This is a genomic window from Citrobacter sp. Igbk 14, assembly GCF_028069825.1.
Lineage (GTDB): Bacteria > Pseudomonadota > Gammaproteobacteria > Enterobacterales > Enterobacteriaceae > Citrobacter.
The window spans coordinates 125,998-140,707 of the sequence record NZ_JANEWM010000001.1; the positions used below are offsets into that span (position 1 = coordinate 125,998).

The 14,710-nt window shown below is 51.4% G+C and carries 10 protein-coding genes; 8 read left to right on the forward strand and 2 right to left on the reverse strand.

What is annotated here, in order from left to right; genetic code table 11:
- Positions 1–43: 43 nt before the first annotated feature.
- On the reverse strand, positions 44–2,680 hold the full coding sequence (gyrA, locus tag NNN64_RS00550) for a DNA topoisomerase (ATP-hydrolyzing) subunit A (protein ID WP_271440115.1): 2,637 nt from the start codon (positions 2,678–2,680) through the stop codon (positions 44–46).
- A 158-nt stretch (positions 2,681–2,838) separates the two neighbouring features.
- Here gyrA and ubiG point away from each other — a divergent pair, with 158 nt between their 5' ends.
- The 8 genes from ubiG to yfaE all read left to right on the forward strand — a co-directional run bounded on the left by ubiG (position 2,839) and on the right by yfaE (position 13,468).
- Positions 2,839–3,567, forward strand: coding sequence for a bifunctional 2-polyprenyl-6-hydroxyphenol methylase/3-demethylubiquinol 3-O-methyltransferase UbiG (ubiG, locus tag NNN64_RS00555; RefSeq protein WP_271440116.1), 729 nt, complete (start codon positions 2,839–2,841; stop codon positions 3,565–3,567).
- A 613-nt stretch (positions 3,568–4,180) separates the two neighbouring features.
- A complete protein-coding gene (locus NNN64_RS00560; protein WP_271440117.1) occupies positions 4,181–4,888 on the forward strand; it encodes a fimbria/pilus periplasmic chaperone in 708 nt (235 codons plus the stop codon).
- 25 nt (positions 4,889–4,913) lie between these two features.
- The gene (locus NNN64_RS00565; RefSeq protein WP_271440118.1) at positions 4,914–5,408 is read left to right on the forward strand and encodes a CS1 type fimbrial major subunit; all 495 of its coding nucleotides are present in this window, start codon (positions 4,914–4,916) and stop codon (positions 5,406–5,408) included.
- 79 nt (positions 5,409–5,487) lie between these two features.
- Entirely contained in the window at positions 5,488–8,181 is a 2,694-nt protein-coding gene (locus NNN64_RS00570) for a TcfC E-set like domain-containing protein (protein WP_271440119.1), read from the forward strand.
- Entirely contained in the window at positions 8,178–9,284 is a 1,107-nt protein-coding gene (locus NNN64_RS00575; RefSeq protein WP_271440120.1) for a CfaE/CblD family pilus tip adhesin, read from the forward strand. The genes NNN64_RS00570 and NNN64_RS00575 overlap by 4 nt, the downstream gene beginning before the upstream one ends.
- A gap of 403 nt (positions 9,285–9,687) precedes the next feature.
- Positions 9,688–11,973, forward strand: coding sequence for a class 1a ribonucleoside-diphosphate reductase subunit alpha (gene nrdA / locus NNN64_RS00580; RefSeq protein WP_271440121.1), 2,286 nt, complete (start codon positions 9,688–9,690; stop codon positions 11,971–11,973).
- A gap of 110 nt (positions 11,974–12,083) precedes the next feature.
- Positions 12,084–13,214 (forward strand): class Ia ribonucleoside-diphosphate reductase subunit beta, encoded by a 1,131-nt coding sequence (gene nrdB / locus NNN64_RS00585; protein WP_271440122.1) that lies wholly within the window; start codon positions 12,084–12,086, stop codon positions 13,212–13,214.
- The gene (yfaE, locus tag NNN64_RS00590) at positions 13,214–13,468 is read left to right on the forward strand and encodes a ferredoxin-like diferric-tyrosyl radical cofactor maintenance protein YfaE (protein WP_135321220.1); all 255 of its coding nucleotides are present in this window, start codon (positions 13,214–13,216) and stop codon (positions 13,466–13,468) included. The genes nrdB and yfaE overlap by 1 nt, the downstream gene beginning before the upstream one ends.
- Before the next feature lie 3 nt (positions 13,469–13,471).
- On the opposite strand, the gene NNN64_RS00595 is transcribed toward yfaE, so the two are convergent.
- Complete coding sequence (locus NNN64_RS00595; RefSeq protein WP_333908958.1) at positions 13,472–14,662, reverse strand: MFS transporter; 1,191 nt, start codon at positions 14,660–14,662, stop codon at positions 13,472–13,474.
- Positions 14,663–14,710: the final 48 nt, after the last annotated feature.

Consider the following 14,710-nt stretch of genomic DNA (forward strand, 5'->3'; position numbering starts at 1 on the left):
AAAAAAGGGCCGGATTTCTCCGGCCCTTCTCATTACAACTTAATTACTCTTCTGCGTCATCTGCCGCATCATCGTCGCTCTCAGCTTCAGGAGCGATATCATCGTCCCCTTCCGCAGCACTACCGTCGATGGAGTCAAGTTCTTCATCATCAACCGGTTCAGCAACACGTTGCAGACCGACGACGTTTTCATCTTCCGCCGTGCGGATGAGGATCACGCCCTGGGTGTTACGCCCAACCACGCTGATTTCCGACACGCGAGTACGCACCAGCGTACCGGCATCGGTGATCATCATGATCTGGTCAGTATCTTCAACCTGTACCGCGCCGACAACAGAGCCGTTGCGCTCGGTAACCTTGATGGAAATAACGCCCTGCGTCGCACGAGACTTCGTCGGGTACTCTTCCGCCGCGGTACGCTTACCGTAGCCGTTTTGCGTCACGGTCAGGATGGCACCTTCACCGCGCGGAACAATCAGAGAAACGACTTTGTCTTCGCCTGCCAGCTTGATACCGCGTACGCCGGTCGCGGTACGACCCATCGCACGAACGGCATCTTCTTTGAAGCGCACCACTTTACCGGCAGCAGAGAACAGCATGACTTCATCAGAACCTGAGGTCAGATCGACGCCAATCAGCTCATCACCATCATTGAGGTTAACCGCAATGATACCGGCAGAACGCGGACGACTGAACTCGGTCAGCGCCGTTTTCTTCACCGTACCGCTGGCGGTCGCCATAAAGACGTTCACCCCCTCTTCGTACTCGCGTACTGGCAGGATAGCAGTGATACGTTCGTTGGCCTCAAGCGGCAGCAGGTTGACGATTGGACGTCCACGCGCACCACGGCTCGCTTCCGGTAGCTGATAAACTTTCATCCAGTACAAACGACCACGGCTTGAGAAGCAGAGGATCGTGTCGTGAGTGTTAGCCACCAGCAGGCGGTCGATAAAGTCTTCTTCTTTAATACGTGCTGCTGATTTACCTTTCCCGCCACGACGCTGTGCTTCGTAATCGGTTAACGGTTGATATTTCACGTAGCCCTGGTGAGACAAGGTTACGACAACATCTTCCTGGCTAATCAGATCTTCGATGTTGATGTCAGCGCTGTTCGCGGTGATTTCAGTACGACGTGCGTCGCCGAACTGCTCACGAATCAGCTCCATCTCCTCACGGATAACTTCCATCAGACGATCGGCACTGCCCAGAATGTGCAGCAGTTCAGCAATCTGCTCCAGCAGCTCTTTGTATTCGTCGAGCAGTTTTTCATGCTCAAGGCCGGTCAGTTTCTGCAAGCGCAGATCCAGAATCGCCTGGGCCTGCTGTTCAGTCAGGAAGTACTGACCATCACGCACGCCAAACTCAGGTTCCAGCCATTCAGGACGCGCAGCGTCATCACCCGCACGTTCCAGCATGGCAGAGACGTTACCCAGTTCCCAGGAACGAGCAACCAGTGCCGCTTTCGCTTCAGCTGGGGTCGGTGCACGACGGATCAGTTCGATGATCGGATCGATGTTGGCGAGAGCAATCGCCAGCGCTTCGAGGATGTGCGCACGGTCACGGGCTTTACGCAGTTCAAAAATAGTACGGCGGGTAACCACTTCACGACGGTGACGAACAAACGCAGCGATAATATCTTTCAGGTTCATGATCTTCGGCTGACCATGGTGCAGCGCAACCATGTTGATACCGAAAGAAACCTGCAGTTGGGTCTGGGAGTAGAGGTTATTCAGCACCACTTCCCCAACCGCGTCGCGTTTCACTTCAATCACGATGCGCATACCGTCTTTGTCAGACTCGTCACGCAGTGCGCTGATACCTTCAACGCGTTTGTCTTTTACCAGCTCGGCGATTTTCTCGATCAGGCGTGCTTTGTTCACCTGATACGGAATTTCATGCACGATGATGGTCTCACGGCCAGTTTTCGCGTCAGCTTCGACTTCTGCACGTGCGCGAATGTATACCTTGCCGCGACCGGTACGGTAAGCTTCTTCGATACCACGACGACCATTGATGATCGCTGCGGTCGGGAAGTCCGGACCCGGAATATGTTCCATCAGCCCTTCAATGCTGATGTCTTCATCGTCAATATATGCCAGACAGCCGTTGATCACTTCCGTCAGGTTGTGCGGCGGAATGTTGGTTGCCATACCTACCGCGATACCGGACGAACCGTTCACCAGCAGGTTAGGAATTTTGGTTGGCATGACGTCTGGAATGCGTTCGGTGCCGTCGTAGTTATCGACGAAATCAACCGTTTCTTTTTCCAGGTCAGCCATCAGCTCGTGGGCGATTTTCGACATACGGATTTCCGTATAACGCATCGCAGCTGCGGAGTCGCCATCGACAGAACCAAAGTTACCCTGACCATCCACCAGCATGTAACGCAAGGAGAATGGCTGCGCCATACGAACAATGGTGTCGTAAACGGCGGTATCACCATGAGGGTGGTATTTACCGATTACGTCACCAACGACACGGGCAGATTTTTTATAGGCTTTATTCCAGTCGTTGCCCAATACGTTCATGGCGTAAAGTACGCGACGGTGTACCGGCTTCAGGCCATCTCGGACGTCCGGCAGCGCACGGCCAACAATGACCGACATCGCATAATCCAGATAGGAGCTCTTCAGCTCTTCCTCAATGTTGACCGGTGTAATTTCTCTCGCAAGGTCGCTCATCTAACCGCTATCCCTCTACTGTATCCCGGATTCAAAGGTCGCAAATTATAACACACCCGTGCAGATTCAGGTAAATGGATTCCCCCAGACAGAGGCTTTATTCATCCCGTCAGGCTGATATACTCGTTTGCATTGCAAATTTAGGAGTAGAAGCCCCAATGAATGCCGAAAAACCGCCGGTAACTCACAACGTTGACCATGAAGAAATTGCCAAGTTTGAAGCAGTCGCGTCGCGCTGGTGGGATCTTGAGGGTGAATTTAAGCCTCTGCACCGCATAAACCCGCTGCGTCTGGGCTATATTGCCGAGCGGTCAGGTGGTCTGTTTGGTAAAAAGGTACTCGACGTCGGCTGCGGCGGCGGGATTCTGGCAGAAAGTATGGCGCGTGAAGGCGCAACGGTCACCGGCCTGGATATGGGGTTTGAACCCTTACAGGTGGCAAAACTGCATGCGCTGGAAAGCGGCATACATGTTGAGTATGTGCAAGAGACAGTCGAAGAACACGCCGAGAAATATGCGCACCAGTATGACGTCGTCACCTGTATGGAAATGCTGGAACACGTACCGGACCCGCAGTCGGTGGTCAGAGCCTGCGCCAAACTGGTCAAACCCGGCGGCGAAGTGTTTTTCTCCACGCTCAACCGTAACGGTAAGTCCTGGTTGATGGCCGTGGTCGGCGCGGAATATATTCTGCGCATGGTGCCTAAAGGTACGCACGATGTGAAAAAATTTATTAAGCCGGCTGAATTGTTACAGTGGGTTGACCAGACGGTGTTGAAGGAACGTCACATGACCGGTCTGCATTACAACCCCATCACCAACACCTTCAAACTGGGCCCCGGCGTGGATGTGAACTATATGGTGCATACCACGGCAAAATCCGAGTAGCGAGCATCGCCGGCCGGATAAACCGCTATCCGGCCGACATCCCGTGTGAATTCTGACGATTTGCCTGACGGTTTTCCAACTGCGTCTTTGCTGAGGTTATTTATCCCGTTAATTCACTACCGGGCGTCAATTTATAAATTTTCGCTTCATTATTTTCATCTCTTTTATTTCTGACTTTATTCACTGTGACAATTATTCAGCATCAGCAGTAGTAGAAATGGCTTGATCGTACATGGTTAAGCGTCGCCGCTAAAATCATCTCGCTGCTAAAACACCGCTTAAGCCTCTGAGATAGATTTTACTACAAGATATTTCTGGATATTTCTCACGTTCTGTCACCCCCCATTCCAAAACACGGGCACGGCCACATATCAATAAAAGCAGTAATTATAGTCAGCGCACAAATAAAAAATACATTCATATGGGATATTTATTTAAATTTACTTACGCCCCCATTAAGATAAACTAACTTTCACCATGATACTCAAAAATATAAATTCTTTAAATAACATATAGTGCCTTTGAAAACACATTCCCCAAGATAACCACCAGAATCGACACAGACTCTGACGCCCTACTGGATATTGAGCAGCGCTATTACAGGTGATACACAATGAAGAGTAAAACTATCTTGCACGTTGTTTTATTAGCGTGTTTCTCTCAGTTAAGCTATGCAAACATGTCTGTCTACCCTATGTCTGTCGACATGAACGAGCAGGGAGAAGGGAGCGTTCGCGTAATATCAAGAACCAACGAGATACAATACATTAAATCGACTGTACTTAGCGTCTCCGGAAGAAATACTCCACAGGAAAAAGAAACTGAAATTAATATTGGTGATCCGCATGCTATTGTCGTGATGCCGCCAAAATTCGCATTGCCGGCAGGTGCCAACAAAATGGTCCGTCTCGTGTCCATGGAACCGGTGCAAACCGAAACAACCTATCGGGTTAAGTTTGAAGCCGTCCCACAGCCTGACGACGAAGCGCTCAAAGACAATAACGTCAAAACTCAGCTGACGCTCAATCTTATCTGGGGCGTATTAGTCAGTATTCCACCAGCGCATCCACAGCTCAAAATGAGTTTGCAAACGGCGGGTCTGATTAAAAATGATGGTAACCAACGTTTTAAAATATTAAAGACCGGGTTGTGTAAGAAAGGACAGAAGGAGAAAGATTGTGTATGGCAGGAAGTTAACATCAATGTTTACCCTGGTTCCAGCTATACGCCTAAGAATATATTGAATTACGATCGCGTCGTTGTTCAATATTGGAACTGGATTGATAAGTCAAAAAATGAAAAAGACTTCGCAATCCATTAATTCTTCAATATATGGAAATAAATAGATGAAAGGTATGCTCTCCAAATCGTTAATTGCACTGGCAATGTTCTCCGTCATGGGCTCCGCAATGGCGGTGCAAAAAGATATTACCGTTACCGCGACCGTTGATGCCGCACTGGATATGACCCAATCTGACGGTTCCGCGCTGCCAAAAAACGTTGATATGCAGTACTTCCCAGGTACAGGTCTGGCTCCGGTCTCTCTGCAAACCAAAATTTGGGCAAACGACGTAACCACCGATGTAAAAATGCGCCTGGCAAATGACTTCAGCCTGGTCAATAATCTCGGCGGAGCCACCGTGCCAATGACCATTAAGTGGGGTGCCGACACAATCACCACCACAGATACCACGCTGACCGCGACTGACCTGTTCCCGAACGGCGACGACGCCATCCAGACCGGTTCTGTCGCCAAACCTCTGCTCATCTCTCAGGCAACCCAGGGCGTGCTGGCCACTGGCACCTATCAGGGCGTGCTGAGCATTTATCTGTATCAGTAATCGATGTAAATCATTAAGCATGATGAACCGAAGGGCCTCCTTCGGTTCATTTTTCAATACCAGGGACGGTGAATGAATAATGAAAAAATCAATTCTTGGGCTATTAATCTTTTCCATATTCAACACCACACAAGCCCGTACGAATAAAATCCCACCGGGTTTTGAAGCTATCGTATTAGGTCAACAGGAATATGTTGATGTTTATTTGGGTGGGCGTAACCTCGGGAAATTTTTCGCCACCGTTAACCTTGATACCGTAAAATTCAAAGAGCCACAAAAGCTCATCGCGGCAATGTCGTTAGGCGACGATCAAAACATCATTAAAACCGTCGACAGCAAACTACAGCACCCTCTGGCGCGTCACGGCGAATTGGCCTGCTCCGCTATTAATAACAGCGCGGGCTGCGGCTATCTGACCACCGATGATGTGGCGCTGATTTATAACGATGAGCAAAATACCGTAAACCTCTTTCTGAACAAGCAGTGGTATCCGGATGGCGGGAAACCATCGCTTTATCTGACCCCCAGCAATGATGACAATGTGACTAACGCCTTCATTCATCAACAAGATCTTAATATCGCCGTTCAGGACGACTTCAAATCGGCCTACCTGCAAGGAACCGGTGCGCTGGGCGTGAGCGAAAACAGCTACATTGGCGCTTACTGGAGCCTGAACGGTTACGAAAGCGACGGGGAAACCAATACTGACGCCGACATTAGCGAACTCTACTATCGCTATGATCTTTTAAGCCGCTTTTACGTTCAGGGCGGACGCATGGACAACCGCAGCCTGTTTAACCTCGACGGCGGCAACTTTAACTTCTATTTTCTGCCATTAAATACGCTGGATGGCGTGCGCGCAGGCTCCACGCTGAGCTATCTCAACCGCGATCAGGCTAATCAGGGGACACCCGTTAACGTCCTGCTTTCCCGCAGCTCCCGCGTAGATGCTTATCGCGATAATCAGTTACTTGGTTCGTTTTATCTGAATGGAGGCAACCAGTCCCTGGATACCTCCTCTTTCCCCTCGGGAAGCTATACCCTGCAGTTGAAAATTTATGAAAGCAATCAGCTCGCACGCACCGAGATCGTACCGTTTACCAAAACGGGCAACCTGAGCGACGGTCACATCCAGTGGTTTATTCAGGCAGGCAAGCTGGCGGATAGCACCTCCTCAACGAGAGATGAAAACACGAATGCCACTTCCGCGCAGGCCGGTATGCGTCTCCCGGTCACCGCGCAGAGCGAAATAATGCTCGGCGTTGCTTCAGTCGATAACAATTTCTCCAGTGAGATCAATGGCCGCATCACCCCTGCACTGGGCGCCTTCGGCAATCTGGATCTGCAAAGCGGTTTTTTTTATAACGACCAGGGTGGCCGCGGCAACATGCAGTTACTGAACTGGAATGCCGAAAACTGGCCATCTCTTAGCTTCTACCGTAAGGACACCAGCGGTGGACAGTGCTCCGGCGATCGTGACGCGGAAGATGACGATCTCAACTGCTTTGAAAGCATCAGTGCCGGCATCTCGCAGAACGTATATAGCTGGAACCTTGCGCTAAACTGGAACCGCACCCGCAACCATGCGGATTACCATACCCGGTGGGATAACAACAGCGACTTCGCCAGCAATTATCTTAGCCAGACCGACGCAAACACAACGTCCGATAGCGTTCAGCTTACCGCCACGCGCTCGTTTAACTTCACCAACTGGATCGTCAACACCAGTTTGGGCGTATTCACCCGTGACGATGGCGGCAGCAGCGGCAACGACCATGGCGGATATCTGATGTTCACCTTTAGTGAAATGCCGAGGATGGATGCCAACGCGCGCAGCCGCACCACCACGCTGAGCGCGGATTACCGTACCAGCAAAAATGCGGACGACCAGACTTCATGGAACCTTGCCCGGACCTGGTATGACGACAACGTCAACCACAAAGAAGTGGGCATCAGTCTTGGCGGTATCAACACCGACACGCTGGACAGCGGGATTAACGGACGCATTGACGGACTGTACGGCAACATGACCGCTAACCTGACCGACAGCTACGACCGACAGACCCGCGATCACTCAACGGCCTTTACCGGCAGCTACAGCTCCACGCTGGCTATCAGCCGTCATGGGGTACAAATTGGCCGTTCGGGCAACGGCGATCCCGCCGCCGCCGTGCTGGTGGCGGTGAAAAATGCCGACGAAGAGCCGACGGAACAGCTGTCCGTTGACGCGGCGGCAAACGGCAGCCGCGCCAGCCTGACGGGCAATGAATCGGTTCTGTTCCCCTATACCAGTTATGAGCTGGGCTACGTAGAGGTTAGCGACAGCGCGCGTAAGCACCAAAGCGGCACCACCAATTTGCTTACCGGCTCAGGAAAACAAAAGCTGATGTTATTGCCCGGCAAACTACGCTATCGCGAAGTATCCGCCACCTTTAACTACAACTATATCGGTCGTCTGAACCTACCGGAAGCCGCAAAGCATCTCCCGGTTATCGGCCTGAACAGTTCCATGTTGCTGTTAGCGGAAGATGGCGGTTTCACCCTGGAAATGCAGAGCGCATCGCGCGATCTGTATGTATTTGCCGGGCACGATTTCCTGAAATGCCCGCTGAAGGTGTTGAAAAAGCGCGCCAGCATTCGCTACGCCGGCGAGGTGACCTGCTCCGTCATTCCTTATAACCAGCTGCCGTCGCAGATTCAGGTGCAGGCACAATTGAAGCAGTCGCTGCGTAAGCAGGCCATGGAAACCGCGCAAAGGGAGAGCGTGCAATGAAATTCGCAAAATATTTAGGGCTATGCGCTCTTTTGATCGGCGTTTCTGGTTATTCGCAAGCGGCTGCAGTTTCCGGGCCCTTCTTTGCAGTCTCAACCTCGCAAGAGTATGAACTACCGTCGGGCGCCCCTGCCGATGCCTATCTCTGGAATCGCAATTATCCAGGGGAAGCAAGTTACGACGCGGGTTTTGCTGCATATTATTGCACTGATGACGCTATCCAGCAGACCTGTACACATCAGAGCAATGGTTCAACCATTTCAATGGTGTTGACGGAAAAACGCAGCCGGATGAAACACACGCTTAAAGTTAAGGCATACACTGAAGGCGCCCATTATAATCCGTCAACAGATACACTCACTGAGTGCGGTCCCAAAACAGCAATCAACTACTACAGTAGTTGGATGTGCGGGGGCATGAGGTCAAACACAAGGCTGCTCACTGTTTATATCGAAAAAAGCGAAATGAACTCCCTTCCCATTGGCGGCGTTTGGGAAGGACGGCTTAAGCTCGACTATGATGGGGTGAATGACGCGACCTACACCGCCGACATCACCCTGAAAGGCAAAGCCACCGGCAAACAGGATATCTACTTCCCGGAATTTAACGGCGCGAATCCGTTGGTGCAGTTAGACCTGCATCCCACCGGTTCCGTGACCGGCAATAGCTTTGCTGAAGACGTCACCACGCTGGATATGTGCCTGTACGATGGGTTTAACTCCAACAGCGACAGCATGACCTTGTCGTTCAGCGATGAGGGAAAAGGCGGCGCATCAAGGAAAAGCGGCTATTTCTCCATCTATAACACGGCGTCTGGCGGAACGGCCGAGGCTGAGCGCATCGATTACCGCCTGGAGATGTTCGATCCCCATAGCAAGGGCTGGATGTCAGTCAAAAATAGTGCTGCTTTCACCCTATCTTCAGGCGTAAACGGCACGGACCAGATTCGCCCGGTACGCCTTCCGTCGATTACCTATCCGGTACTCTGCGCCCCAGCGCCGCTGCGGTTGATCGTGGATAAATTCAGAGTGACGGATAAAACGGCCGGGTACTATAAAGGTACGTTGCACGTTGAGTTCAGCCCCAGCCTGAACAGTATTTAGCGACGGCCAACAAGCCGGGCGGCGGTGCCTCCCGGCGATGTATTGGGGCCTCGCCTCTGCGGAGGTTATGCCAGCAAACCCTGTGCCAGATCATAAGAACTTTCTTTGCCTTAGATGAAGAAATCAGCACTCGATCAAATTTTCTATTTTTTTTCTCAATTATTGACATCCCCGCCAGGCCTTATAAGACGCGCACTTAGCGATTCTTACCCTTTTGCAACCTCAATTTAACCTCAAAATCAACTCTTGTACTGAAAAGAATCCCTACTAGAATACTCACCATATAGCGTCTATTTTATCAAACAACCCCTACATATAGTATTTATCCACAGACTTAGTCACAACGTGGCACTGTGGATAATATGGGGGATATTTTTTCTTTCACGGACAGGTAAAAAACCACATGAATCAGAGTCTGCTGGTGACAAAGCGTGATGGTAGTACAGAGCGCATCAATCTCGACAAAATCCATCGAGTTCTGGATTGGGCGGCAGAAGGACTGAGTAACGTATCGATTTCACAGGTCGAGTTGCGCTCCCACATTCAGTTTTATGACGGTATCAAGACTTCCGATATCCATGAAACAATCATCAAAGCTGCTGCGGACCTGATCTCCCGCGACGCGCCGGATTATCAGTACCTGGCTGCTCGCCTGGCAATTTTCCACCTGCGTAAAAAAGCCTACGGCGAGTTTGAACCGCCTGCACTTTACGACCATGTTGTGAAAATGGTTGAAATGGGCAAATACGACAATCATCTGCTGGAAGACTACACGGAAGAAGAGTTCAAGCAGATGGACTCGTTCATCGAGCACGACCGTGATATGACCTTCTCTTATGCTGCGGTAAAGCAGTTAGAGGGCAAATATCTGGTGCAAAACCGTGTGACCGGTGAGATTTATGAAAGCGCGCAGTTCCTCTACATTCTGGTCGCGGCCTGCCTGTTCTCTAACTATCCGCGTGAAACGCGTCTGCAATATGTAAAACGTTTCTACGATGCCGTTTCAACGTTCAAAATTTCGCTGCCGACACCAATTATGTCCGGCGTGCGCACCCCTACCCGTCAGTTCAGTTCCTGTGTACTGATCGAGTGTGGCGACAGCCTGGATTCGATTAACGCCACGTCCAGCGCGATTGTAAAATACGTTTCTCAACGTGCTGGCATTGGTATCAACGCGGGTCGCATTCGTGCGCTGGGTAGCCCTATTCGCGGCGGTGAGGCGTTCCACACGGGCTGTATCCCATTCTACAAACACTTCCAGACAGCGGTGAAATCCTGCTCTCAGGGCGGCGTGCGCGGCGGTGCCGCTACGCTGTTCTACCCGATGTGGCATCTGGAAGTGGAAAGCCTGCTGGTGCTGAAAAACAACCGTGGCGTAGAAGGTAACCGCGTCCGTCATATGGACTACGGTGTGCAGATCAACAAGCTGATGTATACGCGCCTGCTGAAAGGCGGTGACATCACCCTGTTCAGCCCGTCCGATGTTCCAGGTCTGTACGACGCATTCTTCGCCGATCAGGACGAGTTCGAACGTCTGTACACCCAATATGAAAACGACGACAGCATCCGCAAACAGCGCGTGAAAGCGGTTGAGCTGTTCTCGTTGATGATGCAGGAACGTGCTTCTACTGGTCGTATCTACATTCAGAACGTTGACCACTGCAACACCCACAGCCCGTTTGATCCGGCTGTCGCACCGGTACGCCAGTCCAACCTGTGTCTGGAAATCGCACTGCCGACCAAACCGTTGACCGATGTGAACGACGAAAACGGTGAAATCGCACTGTGTACGTTATCCGCATTCAACCTTGGTGCTATCGACAGCCTGGATGAGCTGGAAGAACTGGCCGTACTGGCTGTGCGTGCTCTCGATGCGCTGCTGGATTACCAGGATTATCCAATTCCGGCCGCTAAACGTGGTGCCATGGGCCGTCGTACGCTGGGTATTGGCGTGATCAACTACGCCTACTGGCTGGCGAAAAACGGTAAGCGTTACTCTGACGGTAGCGCGAATAACCTGACCCACAAAACCTTTGAAGCCATTCAGTATTACCTGCTGAAAGCCTCAAACGAACTGGCAAAAGAGCAAGGCGCATGCCCGTGGTTCAACGAAACCACCTATGCGCAGGGTATTTTGCCGATCGATACCTATAAGAAAGATCTGGATGCCATTGCCAACGAGCCGTTGCACCTGGATTGGGAGCAACTGCGTGAGTCCATTAAGACCCACGGTCTGCGTAACTCCACGCTTTCTGCGCTGATGCCGTCGGAGACCTCTTCGCAGATCTCCAACGCCACTAACGGCATTGAACCGCCGCGCGGCTACGTGAGCATTAAAGCATCCAAAGATGGCATTCTGCGTCAGGTTGTGCCGGACTACGAACACCTGCACGACGCGTACGAACTGCTGTGGGAAATGCCGAACAATGACGGGTATCTGCAACTGGTAGGGATCATGCAGAAATTTATCGATCAGTCGATTTCTGCCAACACCAACTACGATCCGTCACGCTTCCCATCAGGAAAAGTGCCGATGCAGCAGTTACTGAAAGACCTGCTCACCGCCTACAAATTTGGTGTCAAAACGCTGTATTATCAGAACACCCGCGACGGTGCGGAAGATTCTCAGGACGATCTGGTGCCATCCATTCAGGATGATGGCTGCGAAAGCGGCGCATGTAAGATCTGATGAATGATGCCGGGTGGCGCTACGCTTACCCGGCCTACGATTGCACGGTTTGTAGGCCGGAAAGGTGCTTGCACCGCCTCCGGCGCACATCCCACAAAGGATTCACATCAATGGCATACACCACTTTTTCACAGACGAAAAATGACCAGCTTCTGGAACCGATGTTTTTCGGCCAGCCGGTGAACGTCGCCCGCTACGACCAGCAAAAATATGACATCTTCGAAAAACTGATCGAAAAACAACTCTCTTTCTTCTGGCGTCCGGAAGAAGTCGACGTTTCACGTGACCGCATTGATTTCCAGGCACTGCCGGAACATGAAAAACATATTTTTATCAGCAACCTGAAGTATCAGACGCTGCTGGACTCTATTCAGGGGCGTAGCCCGAACGTGGCACTTCTGCCGCTGATTTCTATCCCTGAGTTGGAAACCTGGGTGGAAACGTGGGCATTTTCCGAGACTATCCACTCCCGCTCTTATACCCATATCATCCGTAATATCGTTAACGATCCCGCGGTGGTGTTCGACGATATCGTCACCAACGAACAGATCCAGAAACGCGCGGAAGGTATTTCCAGCTACTACGATGAGTTGATCGAGATGACCAGCTACTGGCATCTGCTGGGCGAAGGCTCGCATACGGTCAATGGTAAAACGGTTGTCGTCAATCTGCGTGAACTGAAGAAAAAACTGTATCTGTGCCTGATGAGCGTTAACGCGCTGGAAGCTATTCGCTTCTACGTCAGCTTTGCCTGCTCTTTCGCTTTTGCGGAACGTGAACTGATGGAAGGCAATGCAAAAATCATTCGTCTGATTGCCCGTGATGAAGCCCTGCATCTGACCGGTACCCAGCATATGCTGAACCTGCTGCGCAGCGGTGTCGACGATCCAGAGATGGCCGAAATTGCCGAAGAGTGTAAACAAGAGTGCTATGACCTGTTTGTACAGGCCGCGCTACAGGAAAAAGAGTGGGCAGATTATCTGTTCCGTGACGGTTCGATGATCGGTCTGAACAAAGATATCCTGTGCCAGTACGTTGAGTACATCACCAATATCCGTATGCAGGCTGTTGGTCTTGATCTGCCATTCCAGACACGCTCTAACCCGATCCCGTGGATCAACACCTGGCTGGTATCCGATAACGTCCAGGTTGCGCCGCAGGAAGTGGAAGTCAGCTCTTATCTGGTCGGCCAAATCGACGCCGAAGTTGATACCGACGACCTGAGTAATTTCCAGCTCTGATGGGCCGCGTTACTCTGCGCATCTCTGGCACACAACTGCTGTGCCAGGATGAACATCCTTCCCTGCTCGCCGCGCTCGAATCGCACAACGTTGAAGTCGAGTATCAGTGCCGCGAAGGTTACTGCGGTTCCTGTCGTACCCGCCTGGTGGCGGGACAGGTTGACTGGATCGCAGAACCTCTGGCGTTTATTCAGCCGGGTGAGATATTGCCCTGCTGTTGCCGGGCAAAAGGGGATATTGAGATTGAAATGTAGCGCTTAATGGACTTCATGCGCGGAGACCAATACCACACCTCCGCGTCTTTTCATCTGCATGATATACAACGCCCCGGCCAGCACCACCAGCAAAGCCCCGACCAGGTAAATCGCCCGATACCCCACGCCTTCAACCATCATCCCCATGATGAACGCACCAATCGCCATTCCCGCGTCCATTGCATTGAAAAACAGCGAATTGGCAACACCGATTTTGTGCGGCTCCACCGAGCTAATAATTTGTGTCTGAAACACAGGCGTCACTGAGCCATAGCCGATACCAATTAATCCACCGGCCAGAATCATCATCATACTCCCGTTGGTGTAACCCAGCGCCACCAACCCAACGGTGAAGGCCAGTAAGCACGGGTAAACCACGTATTTCGGCCCTTTTTTATCACAGATATTGCCGGTAAAAGTTCGGCAGACCATCAGGCAAATAGCGTAGCAAAGCAGGAAATTACTGGCAGCGGCCATCAAATCCAATTCGCGGGCATACAATGCAAGGAAGGCTGAAACACCCGCATAGGAAAAGGTCATAAAGAATGTCACCATCGCGAAAGGCAGCGCAGCGCGGTCAAACATGGCGGCAAAGCCCAGCTTCGGTTTAGATCCATCAGCGTGACGAATCACTGGCGGTACGGCGACAATCAGTGACAGCACAATCCCCAGCGCCGCCACGGCCGTGCACAGCCAGAATGCGGCGGTGTATGCTTCCCAGCGCGCCATGTTCAGCCCGACCCATGGCCCAACCACCATCGCCAATCCCATGGCTAACGAGAAAAAACTGATGCCCTCCCCACGTCGGGAGGCCGGTATCAACCGCGCGGAAATCGTTCCTTTTACCGTGGTTATAACGCCAAACGTTACACCATGAAGCACCCGAATCAGCAGGAGTGATTCAATTGAATGGCAAACCGGATACAGCGCAGTGACCACCAAAAAGGCCAGAGAAGAGAGCATCAGAATCGTTTTATTCGAATATTTTCCCACCCACTGCCCGGCAAAAGGACGAACAAGAATGGCTGCGCCCAAAAAGAACGTGACTAATAAACCGGCCTTATCAGGAGTCGCATGCAGGCGATCCGAAATATAGATCGGAAGCAGGGTCAGCAGGACATAAAAAACAAAAAAGATAATAAAGCTGATAATTGTTATTGCCCAAAAATCCTTCGTCCACAGTTTTTCTTTCATTTTCGACAACCTGTTCAGACGGCGCACGCAGGCAACGCTCAGCTCAAC

Excerpts from the sequence above, each read along its gene's own strand:
- gyrA (WP_271440115.1), bottom strand. The coding sequence starts at position 2,680 with ATGAGCGACCTTGCGAGAGAAATTACACCGGTCAACATTGAGGAAGAG.
- ubiG (WP_271440116.1), top strand. The coding sequence starts at position 2,839 with ATGAATGCCGAAAAACCGCCGGTAACTCACAACGTTGACCATGAAGAA.
- NNN64_RS00560 (WP_271440117.1), top strand. The coding sequence starts at position 4,181 with ATGAAGAGTAAAACTATCTTGCACGTTGTTTTATTAGCGTGTTTCTCT.
- NNN64_RS00565 (WP_271440118.1), top strand. The coding sequence starts at position 4,914 with ATGAAAGGTATGCTCTCCAAATCGTTAATTGCACTGGCAATGTTCTCC.
- NNN64_RS00570 (WP_271440119.1), top strand. The coding sequence starts at position 5,488 with ATGAAAAAATCAATTCTTGGGCTATTAATCTTTTCCATATTCAACACC.
- NNN64_RS00575 (WP_271440120.1), top strand. The coding sequence starts at position 8,178 with ATGAAATTCGCAAAATATTTAGGGCTATGCGCTCTTTTGATCGGCGTT.
- nrdA (WP_271440121.1), top strand. The coding sequence starts at position 9,688 with ATGAATCAGAGTCTGCTGGTGACAAAGCGTGATGGTAGTACAGAGCGC.
- nrdB (WP_271440122.1), top strand. The coding sequence starts at position 12,084 with ATGGCATACACCACTTTTTCACAGACGAAAAATGACCAGCTTCTGGAA.
- yfaE (WP_135321220.1), top strand. The coding sequence starts at position 13,214 with ATGGGCCGCGTTACTCTGCGCATCTCTGGCACACAACTGCTGTGCCAG.
- NNN64_RS00595 (WP_333908958.1), bottom strand. The coding sequence starts at position 14,662 with ATGAAAGAAAAACTGTGGACGAAGGATTTTTGGGCAATAACAATTATC.